The 19,855-nt window shown below is 67.7% G+C and carries 14 protein-coding genes; 7 read left to right on the forward strand and 7 right to left on the reverse strand.

Annotated elements, in window-relative coordinates; genetic code table 11:
* Window positions 1-190 precede the first annotated feature (190 nt).
* Window positions 191-712, forward strand: coding sequence for a YaeQ family protein (locus CCR84_RS10845; protein ID WP_201212150.1), 522 nt, complete (start codon window positions 191-193; stop codon window positions 710-712).
* Between the two features lie 1,159 nt (window positions 713-1,871).
* On the opposite strand, the gene CCR84_RS10850 is transcribed toward CCR84_RS10845, so the two are convergent.
* On the reverse strand, window positions 1,872-4,745 hold the full coding sequence (locus CCR84_RS10850) for a DNA internalization-related competence protein ComEC/Rec2 (protein WP_201212152.1): 2,874 nt from the start codon (window positions 4,743-4,745) through the stop codon (window positions 1,872-1,874).
* 949 nt (window positions 4,746-5,694) lie between these two features.
* Here CCR84_RS10850 and CCR84_RS10855 point away from each other — a divergent pair.
* The gene (locus CCR84_RS10855) at window positions 5,695-5,982 is read left to right on the forward strand and encodes a GIY-YIG nuclease family protein (protein ID WP_201212154.1); all 288 of its coding nucleotides are present in this window, start codon (window positions 5,695-5,697) and stop codon (window positions 5,980-5,982) included.
* A gap of 834 nt (window positions 5,983-6,816) precedes the next feature.
* Here CCR84_RS10855 and lolD read toward each other — a convergent pair.
* Both lolD and CCR84_RS10865 read right to left on the reverse strand, forming a co-directional pair.
* Complete coding sequence (gene lolD / locus CCR84_RS10860; RefSeq protein ID WP_201212156.1) at window positions 6,817-7,491, reverse strand: lipoprotein-releasing ABC transporter ATP-binding protein LolD; 675 nt, start codon at window positions 7,489-7,491, stop codon at window positions 6,817-6,819.
* Window positions 7,484-8,731 (reverse strand): lipoprotein-releasing ABC transporter permease subunit, encoded by a 1,248-nt coding sequence (locus CCR84_RS10865; RefSeq protein WP_201212158.1) that lies wholly within the window; start codon window positions 8,729-8,731, stop codon window positions 7,484-7,486. The genes lolD and CCR84_RS10865 overlap by 8 nt, the downstream gene beginning before the upstream one ends.
* 144 nt (window positions 8,732-8,875) lie before the next feature.
* Here CCR84_RS10865 and CCR84_RS10870 point away from each other — a divergent pair, with 144 nt between their 5' ends.
* The 3 genes from CCR84_RS10870 to CCR84_RS10880 all read left to right on the forward strand — a co-directional run bounded on the left by CCR84_RS10870 (window position 8,876) and on the right by CCR84_RS10880 (window position 13,300).
* Complete coding sequence (locus CCR84_RS10870) at window positions 8,876-10,084, forward strand: hypothetical protein (RefSeq protein WP_201212160.1); 1,209 nt, start codon at window positions 8,876-8,878, stop codon at window positions 10,082-10,084.
* Window positions 10,085-10,804: 720 nt separating this feature from the next.
* Window positions 10,805-12,541, forward strand: a complete 1,737-nt coding sequence (recJ, locus tag CCR84_RS10875) for a single-stranded-DNA-specific exonuclease RecJ (RefSeq protein ID WP_201212162.1) — start codon at window positions 10,805-10,807, stop codon at window positions 12,539-12,541.
* 51 nt (window positions 12,542-12,592) lie between these two features.
* The gene (locus CCR84_RS10880; RefSeq protein WP_201212164.1) at window positions 12,593-13,300 is read left to right on the forward strand and encodes an REP-associated tyrosine transposase; all 708 of its coding nucleotides are present in this window, start codon (window positions 12,593-12,595) and stop codon (window positions 13,298-13,300) included.
* Here CCR84_RS10880 and pgeF read toward each other — a convergent pair.
* Window positions 13,297-14,073: a peptidoglycan editing factor PgeF gene (gene pgeF / locus CCR84_RS10885; RefSeq protein ID WP_201212166.1), complete on the reverse strand. Its 777-nt coding sequence runs from the start codon at window positions 14,071-14,073 to the stop codon at window positions 13,297-13,299. The two genes, CCR84_RS10880 and pgeF, sit on opposite strands and share 4 nt — an antisense overlap.
* 181 nt (window positions 14,074-14,254) lie before the next feature.
* Entirely contained in the window at window positions 14,255-15,343 is a 1,089-nt protein-coding gene (rluD, locus tag CCR84_RS10890) for a 23S rRNA pseudouridine(1911/1915/1917) synthase RluD (protein WP_242508673.1), read from the reverse strand.
* A gap of 28 nt (window positions 15,344-15,371) precedes the next feature.
* Between rluD and CCR84_RS10895 the strand changes: the two genes are divergently transcribed.
* Together CCR84_RS10895 and CCR84_RS10900 are read left to right on the forward strand one after the other, a co-directional pair.
* Window positions 15,372-16,166, forward strand: coding sequence for an outer membrane protein assembly factor BamD (locus CCR84_RS10895; RefSeq protein ID WP_201212168.1), 795 nt, complete (start codon window positions 15,372-15,374; stop codon window positions 16,164-16,166).
* 219 nt (window positions 16,167-16,385) lie between these two features.
* Window positions 16,386-17,681 (forward strand): acetyl-CoA hydrolase/transferase family protein, encoded by a 1,296-nt coding sequence (locus CCR84_RS10900; protein ID WP_201212170.1) that lies wholly within the window; start codon window positions 16,386-16,388, stop codon window positions 17,679-17,681.
* 285 nt (window positions 17,682-17,966) lie between these two features.
* On the opposite strand, the gene CCR84_RS10905 is transcribed toward CCR84_RS10900, so the two are convergent.
* Together CCR84_RS10905 and CCR84_RS10910 are read right to left on the reverse strand one after the other, a co-directional pair.
* Complete coding sequence (locus CCR84_RS10905) at window positions 17,967-18,470, reverse strand: DUF3293 domain-containing protein (RefSeq protein WP_201212172.1); 504 nt, start codon at window positions 18,468-18,470, stop codon at window positions 17,967-17,969.
* Window positions 18,457-19,851: a DNA recombination protein RmuC gene (locus tag CCR84_RS10910; RefSeq protein ID WP_242508674.1), complete on the reverse strand. Its 1,395-nt coding sequence runs from the start codon at window positions 19,849-19,851 to the stop codon at window positions 18,457-18,459. The genes CCR84_RS10905 and CCR84_RS10910 overlap by 14 nt, the downstream gene beginning before the upstream one ends.
* Between the last annotated feature and the right edge of the window lie 4 nt (window positions 19,852-19,855).

Genomic DNA, 19,855 nt, shown 5'->3' on the forward strand with positions numbered 1-19,855 from the left:
GAATTTTGCTGAAAATGCCATTTAGCTAAGAAAAGCTTGTTCGAAGCGTTTTGCTTTTAAAAATTCACGCAAAAGGCGTGAGCTAGCCGCTTAAGCTCTGCCGAATTTAGCGTTTTGAAAGAGGCTCACCTTTCACGTTAAATTGCGGGGACGTTATACTCAATACAACAGACCTGACCCCGCGCAAAAAATGGCACTCAAATCGACCGTCTTCAAGGCCCTATTGCAGGTCTCCGACCTCGACCGGAATCACTTCGGCGAGCATTCTCTGACGCTGGCGCAGCATCCGTCGGAGACGAACGAGCGGCTGATGGTCCGCCTGCTCGCCTTCGCGCTTCACGCGAGCGAGGACCTGAGCTTCGGCAAGGGGGTGTCGACCGATGACGAGCCCGCGCTGTGGGAGATCGACCCGGGCGGCGTCATCCGCCTGTGGATCGAGGTCGGCCTGCCCGACGAAGCACGCCTGCGCAAGGCGAGCGGGCGCGCCGAGCGGGTGGTGCTGATCATCTACGGCAGCCGCGCCGACCTCTGGTGGAAACAGAACGCCGCCGCCCTGCAACGCTACCGCAACCTCTCCGTCCTGCAGTTGAGCGAGCAGGACAGCGACCGCCTCACCGCCCTCGCCGAGCGCAGCATGAAGCTCTCCTGGACCATCCAGGAAGGAACCATCTACGTCGACGGCGGCGAAATCAGGCCGGTGAAATTGATGTGACCAGGTGATTGCTGGCCTTCGGCGTAGGGTTACCCGCCCCTTCGCGGCTTACGCCTTTCCCACCACAACCTGTCCCGCGGCATTGACCTCTCGTGGAAGGACCGTAAGGCCCGAAATCAGCCCTACCTACTGGATCGCCACGCCCTGCGGGCTCGCGATGACGCGCTTTCGTTCGTCCCCACGGGCTCGGATGACGCGCCGCGAGCCCGTCATTGCGAGGCGCGTAGCGCCGTGGCAATCCAGTTCGTTCGTCCGTCTCCTCGCCCTTGCCGGCCATCCACGCGACCCGATAACAGCCCTACGCACGGGATCACCACGCGCTGCGGGCTCGCGATGACGCGTTGTCTGGATCACCACGCGCTGCGGGCTCGGATGACGTGCCGCGAGCCCGTCATTGCGAGGCGCGTAGCGCCGTGGCAATCCAGTTCGTTCTTCCGTCTCCTCGCCCTTGCCGGTCCTCCACGCGCGACCCGATAACAGCCCTACGCTCTGGATCGCCACGCCCTGCGGGCTCGCGATGAGGCGTTGTCCCGATCGCCACGCGCTGCGGGCTCGGATGACGCGCCGCGAGCCCGTCATTGCGAGGCGCGTAGCGCCGTGGCAATCCAGTTCGTTCGTCCGTCTTCTCGCCCTTGCCGGCCCTCCACGCGCGACCCGATGACAGCCCTACGCCCTGGATCGCCACGCCCTGCGGGCTCGCGATGAGGCGTTGTCCCGATCGCCACGCGCTGCGGGCTCGGATGACGCGCCGCGAGCCCGTCATTGCGAGGCGCATAGCGCCGTGGCAATCCAGTTCGTTCGTCCGTTTTCTCGCCCTTGCCGGCCATCCACGCGCGACCCGATGACAGCCCTACGCCCTGGATCGCCACGCGCTGCGGGCTCGCGATGACTCGTTGTCTGGATCACCACGCGCTGCGGGCTCGGATGACGCGCCGCGAGCCCGTCATTGCGAGGCGCATAGCGCCGTGGCAATCCAGTTCGTTCGTCCGTCTTCTCGCCCTTGCCGGCCATCCACGCGCGACCCGATGACAGCCCTACGCCCTGGATCGCCACGCCCTGCGGGCTCGCGATGACGCGTTGTCTGGATCGCCACGCCCTTCGGGCTCGCGATGACGGGTGGCTGATTGGCTAAATGCAACAATTCGAGACCTGACCCCGTTCACTGCGGCCGCCAGTGCCAGTAGCGGCGGTATTGCGGGCGGTAGGGGGTGGCGATGACGGTGTCGGCAAGGACGAAGGTGACGGCGCCGTCGCGGTCGCTGCGCCATTGGCGGGCGTCGGCGTAGCGGGCGAGGACGTCGGGCGCGGGATGGCGGAAGCGGTTGCGGTAGCCGACGGTAAACACGACGTCGGCGGGGGCGACGGCGGCGACGAAGCCTGGCGAGGACGAGCTGCGGCTGCCGTGATGCGGGGCGACCAGGACGTCGCTCTTCAGCGCCCCGCCGGCGGTCGAGGTGGCCGCGGCACGGTCGAGGAGCGCGGCTTCGTCGGCGGTCTCGATGTCGCCGACGAGCAGGGCCGACTTGCCGCCGGCGCTTTCGATGCGCAGCACGCAGGAGAGGTGGTTGGCGGCGGTGCGCGGCTTGCCCTTGAACTCGTTGCTGCGAGCCTTGCCCGGATCCGCTCCGGACTGTGGCTCGCCCGTTTCCTCCCCGGAAGCCGTACCGGCATGGGCGCTCGCCGGTGGATGCAGCACCTGAAAGCGGACGCCGTCCCAGTCCCAGGTCTGTCCGGCGACGCAGGGCTCGGCGGCCGGGTCGCCCGCCGGGGCAGCGAAGGATTCGCCGATCGACGAGAGCAGGCGCGCGACCGGGACGACGGCGAGGACCGACTCGCTGCCACCCGCGTGGTCGGAATCACGGTGCGAGATCATCAAGGTATCGAGCCTACGGACGCCGGCCGCGCGCAGGAAGGGGACGACGACGCGCTGGCCGGCGTCGACATCGCTGCCGTAACGCGGGCCCGAGTCGTAGAGCAGCGCGTGCTCGTGCGTGCGCACGACGACGGCGAGTCCGTGGCCGACGTCGAGCGTGTCGAGCCAGGCCTCGCCCATCGGCGGCCGTGGCGGCGGTGTGAGTACGGCGGGCACGAGCAGGACCGCGCCGAGCCAGCGCGCCGGGAAGCCGCGCGGCAGCAGCAGGCAGGCGACGCCGAGCACGGCGAGCACGACCGCCCACAGCGGCGGCGCCGGCTGTTGCCAGATCGGCCACCCGGACAGGTGTTCGAGCCACTGCATCAGGAAGGCGAGCAGCGCGTGGTCGAGCGCGATCAGCGGCGGCCAGGGCAACACGGCATAGAGCAGCGCCAGCGGGGCGACGATGAAGCTGACCAGGGGGATGGCGACGGCGTTGGCCAGCGGTGAGACGAGCGAGAATTGCTGGAAGAGGAGCAGCAGCAGCGGCAGGCTGCCGACGGTGACCGCCCATTGCGTCGTGCCCCACTGCCCGAGTCGTCCGCGCCAGCCGGCAACGGCGCCGATGCGCGGACTGCCGACGTAGAGCAGGACGCCGACCGCGCCGAAGGAGAGCCAGAAGCCGACCGCCAGAACCGCCCAGGGATCGACCAGGAGGACGACGAGGAGCGCGAGCAAGAGCGTGCGCGCCGGACCGAAGTGGCGCCCCGACCACAGCGCCAGCGCGACGACGCCGAGCATGTACAGGGTGCGCTGCGCCGGTACGGCAAAGCCGGCGAGCAGTGCGTAGGCGAAGGCGGCGAGGAAGCCGGCAGCCACCGCGGCGCGCTGCGCCGGCAGCGCCAGCAAGAGCCGCTCGCTGCGCCGCCAGAGCAGGTTCACGAGCGCCGCGCACAGCGCCGCGAGCATGGTGACGTGTAAACCTGAGATGCTCATGAGATGCGTGACGCCGGTGCGGTTGAAGACCTGCCACTGGTGGTTCTGGATCGCGCGCTGGTCGCCAATCGTCAGCGCGACGAGCACGCCGGCGTAGGGCGCGTCGGCGAGCGCCGCGCGGAAGCGCTCGCGGATCAGGTCGCGGGCGCGTTCGACGAGGGTCCCCGGACCGGCGACGAAGGCATCGAGCCGCTGCGGCGCGGGCGAACTGCGCACGTAACCGGTCGCGCCCAGCCCGCGCTCGAACAGCCAGGCCTCGTAGTCGAATCCGTGCGGGTTGGCGTTGCCGTGCGGGCGCTTCAGGCGGACCACGAAGCGCCAGCGCTCGCCGGGTCGGATTCGCGGCGCCCCCGCCTCAGCGTCGCCCCCCTCCTCCGCATCGTCCCAGCGGTGGTACCAGCTCAGCGACAATTTCGATGATGCAAATGTCGCTGGGGTTTCCGTGAAGCAGCCGGAAGGACAGTCCTCGCTTCGGGCCTGCCGGCCCTCCCGCTCTTCCGTTCGCCCCGAGCTTGTCGAAGGGCGATGCCGGACCTGGGCTTCGACAGGCTCGGGCAGAACCGAGGCGAGTGGATCGAGTTTCGGCGACGTCTCACTTGATTCACTTGCACGATCGTCTGCTGCTGTACGGCAATCTGTACAGTTATCGTCACGCAACTCCTGCATCTTGACCGCAGCCGTGGGCTCCGTGCTTTTGCCCGCGAGCCGCGCCGATTCGACCGTGAATTCGAAGCGTTCGCCGCGCTCGAAGCGCTGCGGCAAGGCGCTGACGATGCCGACCACCTCGATGTCCTGTCCTTCGAGCGCAGCCGGAAGTGCCTCGGCCAGACGCTCGGCGGCACGCCAGCCGGCATAGGCGAAGCCGAGCGCGGCGGCGAGCGCGACCGGCAGCCAGGTGGCGAGGAAGGCGGCGGCGAGGCGTGAGGCGCGCGGGGCGGAATGCGCTGGGGGCGGGAAGGCGGACGAGGAATGGCCGGCGTGCGCCTCGTCTGCCGGGTCCGCCCTCGCCCCGTCTCCGATCAGGCTGGCGGCAAAGGCGACGAGCAGAAGCGCCGCCGCGATGGCGAAAGCATTCGCACTCGCCGGAAGTTCCGCCTGCTGCTGCAGGACGAAGACGCCGGCGGCAAAAGCCAGGATCGACGGGATCGAGCGGTCGCTGATTGGGCCGGAAAATGCTTTTCGCATTTCCTGATTACAGCAAATTTTGCTTTATGCATAAAGAGAAACACGGGTGTCGGCTTATGCTGCAGCAACCCGACGAGACTTCAATGCCGTCATTGCGAGGCGCGCAGCGCCGTGGCAATCCAGTTCGTTCCTCCAGTTTCGCGGCCTCGCCAACTCGGGCAACCCGAAATCAGCCCCACGCCCTGGATCGCCACGCCCTGCGGGCTCGCGATGACGCGTTGTCTGGATCCCAACACCCTTCGGGCTCGCGATGACGCATCGCCATCCGGTCATTTCGAGGCGCCTCGTTCCGTGGCAACAATGCCGTCATTGCGAGGCGCGTAGCGCCGTGGCAATCCAGTTCGTTCCTCCAGTTTCGCGGCCTCGCCAACTCGGGCAACCCGAGATCAGCCCCACGCACTGGATCGCCACGCCCTTCGGGCTCGCGATGACGCGTTGTCTGGATCCCAACACCCTTCGGGCTCGCGATGACGCGTCGCCATCCGGTCATTTCGAGGCGCCTCGTTCCGTGGCAACAATGTCGTCATTGCGAGGCGCGTAGCGCCGTGGCAATCCAGTTCGTTCCTCCAGTTTCGCGGCCTCGCCAACTCGTGCAACCCGAGATCAGCCCCACGCACTGGATCGCCACGCCCTTCGGGCTCGCGATGACGCGTTGTCTGGATCCCAACACCCTTCGGGCTCGCGATGACGCGTCGCCATCCGGTCATTTCGAGGCGCCTCGTTCCGTGGCAACAATGTCGTCATTGCGAGGCGCGTAGCGCCGTGGCAATCCAGTTCGTTCTTCGATAACTGCGGCCGTTCGCATCTGCGCAGCTTGGCTTGATGGTCTTGCGATTGCCCTGACAGCCCTGCCTGCTGGCTCGTTTTTGCGGGAATTGCCCGTCGCGCTGCCAATTATTCTCTTATCATTCCCACCTTCATCATTCGTGGTCTCGATGGAGGTATCGGCATGAAACAGCCGTGCGTCTACATCCTGGCAAGTTCGCGCAATGGAACCTTGTACGTCGGCGTCACGAGCGATCTGCCCCGCCGGGTCTGGCAGCACAAGTGCGATCTCGTCGATGGGTTTTCCGCTCGCTACGCTGTCCACCAACTGGTTTGGTACGAACTCCACGAGCGCATGGAGAGCGCGATCATGCGCGAAAAGCAGATCAAGTCCGGAACGCGCCTGCGCAAGCTGCGCCTGATTGAGGCAATGAATCCGGAGTGGCGTGACCTGTACGCGGGTATTTTGTAACTACGTAAAAATAGAGGCACGAACTGGATCGCCACGTGCCTGCGGCCCTCGCGATGACGGTCTCGGCCACTCTCCGTGCACTCCCGGAACTGCCGTCATTGCGAGGCGCGCAGCGCCTTGGCAATCCAGTTCGTTCTTCCAGTTTTGCGGCCTCGCCAACTCGGACGCACCGATGCCAGACCTACGCACTGGATCGCCACGCCCTGCGGGCTCGCGATGACGCGTTGTCTCGATCACCACGCGCTACGGGCTTGGATGACGCGCCGCGATGCCGTCATTGCGAGGCGCGTAGCGCCGTGGCAATCCAGTTCGTTCTTCCAGTTTTGCGGCCTCGCCAACCCGGGCGACCCGAGATCAGCCCCACGCACTGGATCGCCACGCCCTTCGGGCTCGCGATGACGCGTTGTCTCGATCACCACGCGCTACGGGCTTGGATGACGCGCCGCGATGCCGTCATTGCGAGGCGCGCAGCGCCGTGGCAATCCAGTTCGTTCTTCCAGTTTCGCGGCCTCGCCAACTCGGACGCACCGATGCCAGACCTACGCACTGGATCGCCACGCCCTTCGGGCTCGCGATGACGCGTTGTCCCGATCACCACGCGCTACGGGCTTGGATGACGCGCCGCGATGCCGTCATTGCGAGGCGCGCAGCGCCGTGGCAATCCAGTTCGTTCTTCCAGTGTTGCGGCCTCGCCAACTCGGACGCACCGATGCCAGACCTACGCACTGGATCGCCACGCCCTTCGGGCTCGCGATGACGCGTTGTCTGGATCCCAACACCCTGCGGGCTCGCGATGACGATTATGCGCTCAGTCCATCTCCATGCACTCCTGGATTACCGCAGCACCCCGTCGCGCAGGGTGAGGACGCGGTCGAGGCGGGCGGCGAGGCTGAGGTCGTGGGTGACGATGATGAAGCTGGTGCCACGGCGCTGCTGCAAGTCCAGGGTCAGGTCGAAGACGCTGTCGGCGGTCTGGCGGTCGAGGTTGCCGGTCGGTTCGTCGGCGAGGACGCAGGCGGGTTCGCTGACGAGAGCGCGCGCGATCGCTGCGCGCTGGCGTTCGCCACCGGAGAGTTCGCCGGGCGTGTGGCGCAGGCGGTGGCCAAGTCCGACGTCGGCGAGCGCAGCCTCGGCGCGGGCGAGCGCTTCCGCGCGCGGCAGGCGGCGGATCAGGAGCGGCATGGCGACGTTTTCCAGCGCGCTGAACTCGGGCAGCAGGTGGTGGAACTGGTAGACGAAGCCGAGATGGCGGTTGCGCAGGACGCCGCGCTCGCGTTCGCCGAGGCTCGCCAGCGGCTTGCCGAGCAGTTCGACGCTGCCGGCAGTCGGCGTGTCGAGGCCGCCGAGAAGATGCAGGAGCGTGCTCTTGCCCGAGCCGGAGGAGCCGACGATGGCCACCCGCTCGCCGGCGGCGACGTCGAGATCGACATTGGAAAGGACTGGCACTTCGTCGTCCCCCTGGCGGAAGACGCGCTTCAGGCCGCGGCAGGAGAGGATGATGTCATTCATAGCGCAGCGCCTCGGCGGGGTTGACGCGGGCGGCGCGCCAGCTCGGGTAGACGGTCGCCAGCAGGGCGAGGACGAAGGCGAGGACGGTGACGGTGCCGACGTCGCCCCATTGCAGGTCGGACGGCAGTTCCGAGATGTAGTACACCTCGCGCGAGAGGAACTGGGTGCCGATCAGGCTTTCGATGAAGGGGACGACGACGTCGATGTTGAGCGCCAACGCGACGCCACCGGCGACGCCGGCGGCGAGCCCGATCGAGCCGATCAGCGCGCCCTGGATCATGAAGATGGCCATGATGCTGCCCGGACTCGCGCCGAGCGTGCGCAGGATGGCGATGTCGGCCTGCTTGTCGGTGACCGCCATCACCAGCGTGGACACGATGTTGAAGGCGGCGACGGCGACGATCAGCGAGAGGATGATGAACATCATCTTCTTCTCGATCTGCACGGCGCGGAAGAAGTTGGCGTGGCTCTGCGTCCAGTCGCTGAGGTAGGCGTCGGTGTCGAGGCTGACGGCGAGTTCGCGCACGACGCGCGGCGCGGCAAAGAGCTCGTCGAGCTTCAGGCGGACGCCGGAGACGCGGTCGTCCATGCGGTAGAGGCGCTGCGCGTCTTCCATGCGGATCAGCGCCAGCCCGCTGTCGAATTCGTACATGCCGACTTCGAAGATCCCGGAGACGGTGAAGGTCTTCAGGCGCGGGACGACGCCGGCCGGGGTGACGATCCCCTGCGGCGCGACCAGGGTCACGCGGTCGCCGACCGTCACCGAGAGTGCGCGCGCGAGGTCGGCACCGAGGACGATGTTGAAGGAGTCAGGGGTGAGCGAGTCGTAGCTGCCACGCTTCATGTGCTCGCGGAAATCGGCGACCCTGGCCTCTTCGTCGGGCAGGATGCCGCGCACCATGACGCCACGCACGTTGCTGCCGAAGCTCAGCATGCCCTGCGCCTGAACGAAGGGGGCGGCGGCAAGCACGCGTGGATGCTCGACGCTCTGCGCGGCGACGCGCTGCCATTCGCTCATCTCGCCGTTGGCGCCGGTCACCTGCACGTGCGAGACGACCGACAGGATGCGTTCGCGCAGTTCCTTCTGGAAGCCGTTCATCACCGAGAGGACGACGATCAGCGCGGCGACACCGAGCGCGACGCCGGCCATCGAGATCAGCGAGATGAACGAGATGAAGTGGTTGCGCCGCTTGGCGCGGGTGTAGCGCAGTCCGACCAGGAGTTCGTAGGGAGAGGCCATCGGCAAAAGGATTGACGGGCGCCGGTACGGCGAAGGCGCCATGTTACACTTTTCGCTTTGCCGGACGGCGCCTTTCGCCGTGTCCGCATCCCCGCGCAGCCTCGCGTCCAGCCCTGCCACGCGCCTAGAACCTCTGTCCAGACCTTGTCCCGAACGCCCACGCTCACCCTGTTCGTCCCCGAACTGCTGCGCCCGCCGCTGGCGGAGGGCCCGCTGGCGGCTGCGCCTGAACCTGCGTGTCCGGAACTGGCGAGGCTGCTCGCGCGCGGCCGACTGACACGTGGAGCGGAGCAGGCGGACGAGGCGGCGCTGGCTGAAGTCTTCGGCATGGTTGCCGGCGCCTCCCTGCCCTTCGGCGAACTGCGCCGGCGCGGCGAGGAGGCGCCGGCGCGCGGCGTGAAGGATGCGGCAGGTCGCGCGGATGCTCAGGCCGGCAGCGCCTGGCTCTGTGCCGATCCGGTGCACCTGCGCCTGCTGTCCGACCGCATGGTGGTCGCCGACCGGCACTCGCTGCGGCTGGAGCCCGAGGAGTCGGCGGCATTGGTGGAGACGCTGAACCGGCATCTGGGCGCGGGCGAAGAGGCAGGCAGCGACGCTTTCGCCGCCCGCTTCGTCGCAGCCGGCGATCGCTGGTACCTGCGCTGCTCGGGCTCTGCGGGATTGCTCGCCGCGCTGGCGAAGCTGGAGACGCCGCCCTTGTCGGCGGTCGCCGGGCGCAGCCTGCGCCATCACCTGCCGACCATCCCCGAACTCGTTCCGCTGCGCCGCCTGCTGCTGGAGGCGCAAATGGTGCTGGCCGCCGATCCGGTCAATGCCGCGCGCGCCGAACGTGGCGAACTGCCGGTCAATGCGCTCTGGGTTTGGGGCGGCGGAATGCTCGCGGCGTCTGCGGCGCCCCCTCCTTTCGCCACGGTGGCGACCGGCTCGGCGCTGGCGCGCGGCCTGGCCAGGCACTGCCGGACGCGCGTCCTGCCGCTGCCGGCCAAGGCCGGCGAGTGGCTGACGATGCTCGCTGCCGATCCTGTGGGAGCGGCGGCAGACGCGAACGAACAGGCACCGGCGCTTGCCGTAGACCGCGACGCGCATCTGGTGGTCCTGGAGTCGCTGGTCGTGTCGGCGCTGCTCGACGATGACGCCGCCTGGCGCGAGGCGCTGGAAGCGCTGGAGAAGGACTGGTTCGCGCCGCTGGCAGCCGCCCTGCGCGGCGGCCGGCTGGCGGCTATCGAACTCGTGGCACCGACCCGGCTCGGGTTGCTGCGCTGGCAATTCAGCCCGACCGACCGCTGGCGCCTGTGGCGGCGGGCCCGGCCGCTGTCGGAACTGGCGCGGATGCTGGCAACGACTCAAGCATGACCGACATGCCAACGTCTGCCGCACAGCCCTACGTACTGGATCGCCACGCCCTGCGGGCTCGCGATGACGGTTATGCGCTCAGGCCCTCTGCATGCACGCCTGGCACTGCCGTCATTGCGAGGCGCGCAGCGCCGTGGCAATCCAGTTCGTTCTTCCGTCTCTGCGCCCTTCACGATGCGAGACCTACGCACTGGATCGCCACGCCCTGCGGGCTCGCGATGACGGTTACGGTCGTAGACACTCTCCATGCACGCTTGGCACTGCCGTCATTGCGAGGCGCGCAGCGCCGTGGCAATCCAGTTCGTTCTTCCATCTCTGCGCCTTTCACGATGCGAGACCTACGCACTGGATCGCCACGCCCTGCGGGCTCGCGATGACGCGTCGCCATCCCGTCATTGCGAGGCGCGCAGCGCCGTGGCAATCCAGTTCGTTCTTCCGTCTCTGCGCCCTTCACGATGCGAGACCTACGCACTGGATCGCCACGCCCTGCGGGCTCGCGATGACGGTTACGGTCGCAGACATTCTCCATGCACGCCTGGCACTGCCGTCATTGCGAGGCGCGCAGCGCCGTGGCAATCCAGTTCGTTCTTCCATCTCTGCGCCTTTCACGATGCGAGACCTACGCACTGGATCGCCACGCCCTGCGGGCTCGCGATGACGGATGCTGCGCCTTTGCTCAATAACGCGAGGAAATGAATTGAATCAATTGAGGATCTCGACATGACCCGTATCGTGACCCGCGCGGTTCCGTCGCGCGCGCAGTGGCAGCTGGAACAGGAGGGGGTGCATCCGTTGCTGGCGCGGATCTACGCGGCGCGCGGGATCCGCTCGCGGGCGGAACTCGATACGGCGTTGTCGGGACTGCTGCCGCCGGCGACGCTGAGCGGGGTTGAGGACGCGGCGACCGTGCTCGCCGATGCGATCGAGGCCGACGCGCGCATCCTGATCATCGCCGACTATGACTGCGACGGTGCCACGGCCTGTGCGGTCGGCGTGCGCGCGCTGCGTGCCTTCGGCGCGCGCGTCGATTACCTGGCGCCGAACCGCTTCGCCTACGGCTACGGGCTCTCGCCGCAGATCGTCGACCTGGCGGCGACCTCGTGTGACGGCGGGCCGCCCGACCTGATCGTCACCGTCGATAACGGCATCGCAAGCGTCGAGGGGGTCGCGCACGCTCAGGAACTGGGGATCGCGGTGCTGGTGACCGACCACCACCTGCCCGGAGAGGTGCTGCCGGACGCCGAGGTGATCGTCAATCCGAACCAGCCGGGCTGCGCATTTGCGAGCAAGCACTTGGCAGGGGTCGGCGTGATCTTCTACGTGATGCTGGCCCTGCGTGCCGAGTTGCGCAGCCGCGGGGCCTTCGTCGATGGCCGGAAGGAGCCGAACCTGGCGACGCTGCTCGACCTCGTCGCGCTCGGCACCGTCGCCGACGTGGTCCGCCTCGACCGCAACAACCGCATCCTGGTCAGCCAGGGCCTGCAGCGCATCCGCAGCGGGCGGCTGACGCCCGGGCTGCGCGCGCTGTTCGCCGCCGCCGGGCGGGATCCGGCGAAGGCCTCGGCGTTCGACCTCGGCTTCCTGATCGGCCCGCGGCTCAACGCGGCCGGGCGGCTCGCCGACATGTCGGTCGGCATCGAGTGCCTGCTCTGCGACGACGAGTCGCGCGCGCTGACCCTCGCGCAGCAGCTCGACGCGCTCAACCGCGAGCGGCGCGAGATCGAGGCCGGTATGCAGGAACAGGCGCTGGCACGGCTGGAAGACCTGGACAGCCTCGCTGCCACGGGCATGGCCGGCGGCGAGCAGGCCCCCCCGGCGGCGGTCGCCCTCTTCGACCCGGACTGGCACCAGGGCGTCGTCGGCATCCTCGCCGCGCGCATCCGCGAGCGCCTGCACCGGCCGGTATTCGCCTTCGCACGCGGCGACGACGGCCAGATCAAGGGCTCGGGACGCTCGATCCCGGGCCTGCACCTGCGCGACGCGCTCGACCTCGTCAGCAAGCGCGCGCCCGGTCTGCTGCTGCGCTTCGGCGGCCACGCCGCGGCCGCCGGCGCGACGCTGCGCGAGGAAGATTTCCCGCGTTTCCGCGAGCTCTTCGCCGCGGTCGCCGGCGAGCTGCTGTCACCGGCCGACCTCATGCATACGCTGGAAACCGACGGCGAGCTGGAGAGCGGCTACTTCTCGCTCGACACGGTGCGCATGCTCGAGGACGAGGTCTGGGGCCAGGGCTTCCCGGCGCCGGTGTTCACCGACGAATTCGTCGTCGACAGCCGGCGCGTGCTCAAGGACAAGCACCTCAAGCTGCGCCTGCGCAAGGGCAACCAGCGCTTCGACGCGATCCGCTTCAACGCCACGGAGTCGCCGGAGGGGGACCGCATCCGCGCCGCCTTCCGCTTGTCGATCAACGATTTCAACGGCGTACAGAGCACGCAACTGATGATCGAGGGCTTCGCCTGATTTCGGGGACGTTATACTGAACTCATCCCCCATCACGATAGGAGCGATCTCATGGCCAGAATTGCACGTGTCGTAGTGCCGGATTACCCGCACCATGTGACCCAGCGCGGCAACCGTCGCCAGCAGACCTTCCTGTGCGAGGACGACTACGCCACCTACCTGTCGTTGATGGCTGCATCCTGCGCCGCTTGCGGCACCGAGGTGCTGGCGTACTGTCTGATGCCGAACCATGTGCACCTGATCATGGTTCCCCACAGCCCGGACGGCCTGCGTGCCGCGATCGCCGACGTGCATCGGCGCTACACGCGGCGGATCAACTCACGCGAAGGCTGGACCGGCCACCTCTGGCAGGACCGCTTCCACTCGTTCGTGCTCGACGAAGCGCAGCTGCTCGCCGCCGTTCGCTACATCGAGAACAACCCGGTACGGGCGGGACTGTGCACCCGCCCCGAGGAGTGGGCCTGGTCGAGCGCGCGCGCGCACCTCTCGGGTGCCGATGATGCACTCGTCCGCGTCGCCCCGCTGCAGGAGATGGTTTCCGACTGGGCAGCGTTCCTCGGCGCACCGTCCGAGCCCGCGCTGTCCGAGAGGCTGCGCCTGCACATGCAGAGCGGCCGGCCGCTCGGCAGCGACGAGTTCATCGGCGAGCTCGAGCGGCGCCTCGGGCGCACGCTGCGCCCGCGCAAGCCGGGCCCCAAGCCGCGGCCGAAGGATACGGAGAAGGCTCCCGCTGCGGCAGGCGAAGCGAGCAAGGTCTAGGGTTTGCCGACCTCGGCGGCGGTGCTCGGGCGCAGCCAGATCAGCGCCGCCAGGCGACCGCAGACGCCGTCGCGGCGGTAGGAGTAGAAGCGCTCCGCGTCGCTGAAGGTGCATTCGTCACCGCCGAAGATGGCGCTGACGCCCAGCGCAGCCAGGCGCTGGCGGGCGAGTTCGGGCAGGTCGGCGAGCCATTTGCCGGGTGCATGGGCAACGAAGGCGGTCGCCGCGCACGGGTCGGCGGCGAGGAAGGCCGCGCGCACTTCGTCGCCGACCTCGAAGTGCCGGGGGCCGATGGCAGGACCTAAATATGCGCACACCTGGCCAGCGGGGCAGTCCATCGCGGCAAGCGTGCGCTCGATCACGCCGGCGCAGAGTCCGCGCCAGCCCGCATGCGCGGCGCCGACGACGGTACCCGCCGCGTCGCAGAGGAGGATCGGCAGGCAGTCGGCGGTGAGCACCGCGCAGACGAGACCGGGAACGCGCGTGACGGCAGCGTCGGCGCGCGGCGGCGACGAACCCGGCGCCGGCGGTGCGGACAGGACGACGACGTCGACGCCATGCACCTGCTCCAGCCAGCAGGGCTCGGAGGGCAGGACGGCGGCCAGGCGCGCACGGTTGGCGGCGACCGCCTCCGGGTCGTCGCCGACGTGGCTGGCAAGGTTGAACGAGGCCCAAGGCCCCGCGCTGACCCCGCCCTGGCGCGTCGTCAGCAGCGCGCCCACGGAGGCCGGAGCGTCCCAGTGCGGTGACAGCATGCTCGACTCGAATTTCATACGTGATCCAATAGCGTGAGCGGCCACCCCGTCATCGGAAAAAAGCTTTGGCCACGAAATGCACGAAATCATTCATGCGTTCGACGATCAGCCCTCATTCGCGGCTCACGCCGCTCCCACGAAAACCATCGCTGCATCGCCCTCTCGTGGGAGGGCAGGCAGGCCCGAATGAATCGCGTGATCAGTCGAGCTCGTCCTCGTCTTCGAAGTCGTCGTCGTCGCCGCGGACGTAGAAGACTTGCGGGCCTTCAGCTTCGTCCCAGTCATCCCAGTCTTCTTCGCCTCTGGCGAGTGCTGCGGCTTCGGCGGCGGCAGCGGCTTCTTCGCGGACGCCTTCGAGCAGTTCGAGGAAGTCGTCGGGCAAGGGGGCGGTCCATTGCATCGGGCGGCCGCTGGCGGGGTGGATGAGGCCGAGGCGGAAGGCGTGCAGCGCCTGCCGGTGGAAGTGCGCGCCGACCGGGATGCGGCTGGCGCCGCCGCCATAGACCGTATCGCCGACCAGCGGATGGCCAATCGACGCCATGTGCACGCGGATCTGGTGCGTGCGGCCGGTCTCCAGCGCGCAGTCGATCAGGGTGCAGCCGATGAAGCGTTCGAGCACGTGATAGTGCGTGCGCGAGGGCTTGCCGTTCTTGACCACGGCCATGCGCGTGCGCTGCGTCGGATGGCGGCCGATCGGCGCGTCGACCAGGCCGTCGCGCTCGAACTCGCCGCGCGCCAGCGCCCGGTAGCGGCGTTTGACCGTGCGCGCCTGCAGCTGGCGGACGAGGTCGGTCTGCGCGGCGAGCGTCTTGGCGACGACGAGCAGACCGCTGGTGTCCTTGTCGAGCCGGTGCACGATGCCGGCGCGCGGGATGGTGGCGAGCTCGGGAACGTGGTGCAGCAGCGCGTTCAAAAGCGTCCCGTGCCAGTTGCCGTTGCCCGGATGGACGACGAGCCCGGCCGGCTTGTTGATCACAAGCAGGGTGTCGTCCTCGAAGACGATGTCGAGCGGGATGTCCTCGGGCGCGGAGGATTCGAGTTGCTCGTCGGGCGCCGCGTCGATCTCGAGCTCTTCGCCGCCCCACAGCTTGCGCTTGGTCTCGGTGAGCGGGACACCGGCCAGGCGCACGCGTCCGTCGCGGACCCAGGACTGCAGGCGGTTGCGCGAGTGCTGCGGCAGCAACTGGGCGAGGATGCGGTCGAGCCGCTCGCCGCCGCAGGCGGCCGGCACGGTCAGGCTGATCAGGGTGTTTGCGCTATAATCGGCGCGCTCCGATGCCGAATTCATCGGCGTCTTTTTCGGCGGAATGCTCATCATGCGTAGTTTAGCGTTTATCGCGGTCTTTTTCCTGACATCCCTGTTCGCGGGCTGCGGGCTGCTGCCCGAAGTGAAGGACGAAACCGCCGGCTGGTCGGCCAACAAGCTCTACACCGAGGCCAAGGATTCGATGACCAGTGGTGCTTACGACCGGGCGATCAAGCTCTTCGAGAAGCTCGAATCGCGTTATCCCTACGGTCGTTACGCGCAGCAGGCGCAGATGGAGGTCGCTTACGCCTACTGGAAGGCTGCCGAACCGGCTTCGGCACTTGCCGCCTGCGATCGCTTCATCAAGCTGCATCCGAACCACCCGAACGTCGATTACGTGTATTACCTGAAGGGCCTGGTCAGCTTCAACGAGGATCTCGGCCTGCTCGGCTTCATCAGCAACCAGGACCTGACCGAGCGCGATCCGAAGGGCCTCACCGAAGCCTTCGACGCCTTCAGGGAACTGGCTAGGCGCTTCCCTGACAGCAAATACACGCCGGATGCGCTCGCGCGCATGAAATACCTGGTCAATGCGATGGCCTCGCACGAGGTCCATGTCGCGCGCTACTACATGAAGCGCGGCGCCTATCTGGCTGCGGTCAATCGCGCCCAGTACGCGCTGAAGAACTATCCGCAGGCGCCGGCGATCGAGGAAGCCTTGTTCATCATGGTCAAGGGCTACGACCAGCTCGGTCTCATCGACCTGCGCGACGACGCCGACCGGGTGATGCGCAAGAACTTCCCGCAGAGCGAGTTCTATGCGCGCGGCCTGGAGCGTCAGCAACCGTGGTGGAAGCTCTGGTAAGCGAGATCCACCGCGGCCACTGAAGCGGCTTGCGGCAGGACCGCGTGCAGCAAGGCCTCGGCCGCGACGGGCGTCGTCGCGGCCTTTATTTTCTCCGCGGCGGCAAGCCCTGCAGCCAGCCCCGCGCGCTTCCAGTAGAATCACGGGTAGCCTTTCGCTGCAGCTGGCGCGGCAGGCGCAAGGCAGTCAAACGAAAAACTACCTTCAGGAGAATGAGGCATGTCGGTCAGGGATATTTACCTGCAAAAGCGGACCACCCCCGAAGAAGCAATGCGCTTCGTACGTGACGGCGACCAGATCGTCGTTCCGACAGGCGTCGGCGAACCGCCTGCCTTGTTGACTGCCCTCTCCGAGCAGCGCAAGCGCTTCCACGGCGTCAAGGTGTCGTCGATCCTGCCGATCAAGAAGTACGATTACTTCGATCCGGAAACCGTCGATAACGTCCGTCACGTCGCCTACTTCTACAGCGGCGTCAGCCGTCCGGGCGGGCACGCCGGCTGGGTCGACTACGTGCCGAGCTATTTCTCCGAAATGCCCGAGCTGATGCGGCGCGGCCTGCTGGCTGCCGACGTGGTCTTCGCGATCGCCTCGCCGATGGACAACCACGGCTACTTCTCGGTGAGCCTCGGTACCGACTATACGATGGCGGCGATGGAGCGCGCGCGCGCGATCGTCCTCGAAGTGAACCCGAACGTCCCCTTCGCCTTCGGCAACTGTCTGGTGCATGTCTCGCAGGTCGCCGCGGTGGTCGAAAGCGAGCACCCGATCGCCGAAGTCGGCCTGCCGAAGATCGGCCCGGTGCAGGAAGCGATCGCCAAGCACGTCGCCGAGATGATCGAGGACGGCTCGACGCTGCAGATCGGTTACGGCGGCATTCCCGACGCGGTGGTGATGCAGCTCACGCACAAGCACGACCTCGGTATCCACACCGAGATGATCGGCGACGGCATCATGACGCTGGTCGAAGCTGGCGCGGTCACCTGCCGCCACAAGAACTACCTGCCCGGCAAGATGGTCGCGACCTTCGCGCTCGGTTCGAAGAAGCTCTACGACTTCATGAACCGTAACCCGATGCTGGAAATGCATCCGGTCGATTTCACCAACGACCCCTACCTCGCCGGCAAGAACGACAAGCTGGTGAGCATCAACGGCACGCTGCAAGTCGATTTCCTCGGCCAGTGCGGTTCGGAGTCGATGGGCTGGCAGTCCTACTCGGGCACCGGCGGCCAGTCCGACTTCGTGCGCGCGGCCAACATGTCGAAGGGCGGCAAGTCCTTCATCTGCCTGCCGTCGACCGCCAAGGGCGACACCATCTCGCGCATCGTGCCGACCCTGACGCCGGGAACGCACGTGTCGACCAGCAAGAACGACGTGAACTACGTCGTCACCGAGTTCGGCGTCGCCCAGCTGCGCGGCAAGTCAGCCAAGCAGCGCGCACAGGAACTGATCGCCATCTCGCACCCGAACTTCCGCGCCGAGCTGACCGAAGCGGCCAAGAAGATGAACCTGCTCTGATCGACGCAGCGCAGCAGGCAAACGGCGGCCCCTGTGGCCGCCGTTTTCATTTGTGGGGGGGGCGCGGGTCGCGCGAGTTGGCGAGGCCGCAAAACTGGAGGAACGAACTGGATTGCCACGGCGCTACGCGCCTCGCAATGACGACATTGTTGCCACGGAGCAAGACGCCTCGCAATGACGGCGTTGTTGCCACGGAGCGAGGTGCCTCGCAATGACAGCTTTGAAGCGAATGGCTGCATTTCATGGCATGGAGCGGCAGACATCGCCGTGCCGGTCATGCCCGGTTCATTTGCATGAAATATGAGGCTCCCGGAATTGCAGCGACGGCCGCATCCCGACTTCGGCGGCGACGATCGCGACCTGGTCGAATTCGGCGGCAAGCGCCAGCGCTTCTTCGCTGCTCACGTCGAGCACGAGGAAGCCCTCCTCCGCCGGCCAGTCGCCGGCGTCGGCGAGGTGGATGCTGCGCAGCCGGCGCCAGCCGTGGGACTGCAGGCGCTGCGCCAGCACACGGTCGCGCGCTGCGTTCTCCTGCGCCGACAGCTGCCGGGCATGGGGATTGTGCGCAGTGACGATCGCCCAGCGGCATGCGCCGTGGCGGCGCAGCCATTGGTCGAACTGTGGCTGCGCTGCGCCGATGCGCAGGTCGAAAACCGGCCCATCGCTGGCGAAGACCCGGTAGCAGGTCGCCGCGAACGCTGCCGCGAGTGGCGCCGGGACAAACCCAGCCGCACCCCTTTCGGGGATATACCCGGCGTCAGCTTCTACGCCGTTCTCATAGCCGGACATCGCCGTCGCTCTCGGGGTCGCTTTTGTCGGTGGTCTCACCAACGCTCTCTCCCTCGCCGAGCTCGGTGAGCTGCCCGAGCTGTTCCTGCGCCTCGACCAGCGGCAGCGCTTCGACGCTTTTCAGCTTGCGCTCGATCTGGCGCGTGCGCACGCCGGCGGCGTCGATCGAGCGGGTGGCGAGTTCGAGCTTCTTGCGCGTCGCTTCCAGCGCCTCGCCGAACTTGCCGAATTCGGTCTTGACCGCGCCGAGCACGGCCCAGACCTCGGCCGAGCGGCGCTCGATAGCCAGCGTGCGGAAGCCCATCTGCAGGCTGTTGAGCAACGCCGCCAGGGTCGTCGGCCCCGCCAGGCTGATGCGGAGATCGCGCTGCAGCGACTCGGCCAGCCCCGGCCGGCGAAGTGCCTCGGCGTAGAGGCCCTCGATCGGCAGGTAGAGAATCGCGAAATCGGTGGTGTGCGGCGGCTCGAGGTACTTCTCGTTGATGCTGCGCGCCTCCAGACGCAGGCGGGCTTCGAGCGCCTTGGCCGCGGCCTCGACCGCCGCCGGGTCGACGCGGTCCTGCGCGTCGAGCAGGCGCTGGTAGTCCTCGATCGGGAACTTGGCGTCGATCGGCAGCCATACCGGCGGGCCGTCGCTGCCCTTCTGCCGCCCGAGCTCACGCCCCGGCAGGCGGAGCGCGAACTCGACGCGCTCGGCGCTGCCCGGTCGCGTCGCGACGTTGCGCGCGAACTGGTCGGCGACCAGCACCTGTTCGAGCAGCGCTTCGAGCTGCACCTCGCCCCAGGTGCCGCGCGTCTTGACGTTGGTGAGGACGCGCTTCAGGTCGCCGACGCCCGCGGCGAGCGTGTTCATCTCGCCGAGGCCGCGCTGCACCTGTTCGAGGCGCTCGCTGACCAGGCGGAATGACTCGCCCAGCCGCTGTTCGAGGGTGGCGTGCAGTTTCTCGTCGACCGTCTGCCGCATCGTTTCGAGGCGTGCCGCGTTGTCGGCCTGCAGTGAAGCGAGCCGCGCCTCGACCGCCTGGCGCAGCTGCTCGAAACGCCCGTCGATGCTGCCGGTCAGGCGCGCCAGCTGCTGCGAGAAGGCTTCCAGTTGCTGCCCCTGCAGCACGCCGAAGCGCGCGAGTTCGCCGCCGAGCATCTCGCCCTGGCGCGCCACCGAAGCCGACTGCTCGACCCGGCCCGCGTGCGCGGACTGCGCCGCCTCCTGGCGCACGCGCGCCATCTCCTGGCGGAACTCCTCGCGCAACTCGCGCGCGACGCGTTCCTGTCCGGCGAGGAGCTCGGCAGCGCGCGCTTCGAGCCTCGCCATGCGGAGCATGAGCAGCAGCGCCAGCAGCAGAAAGCCGCCGGCGGCGATGCCGGGAATGATCCACTCCATGTTC

The organism is Rhodocyclus purpureus (genome assembly GCF_016653115.1).
Taxonomy (GTDB): Bacteria; Pseudomonadota; Gammaproteobacteria; order Burkholderiales; family Rhodocyclaceae; genus Rhodocyclus; species Rhodocyclus purpureus.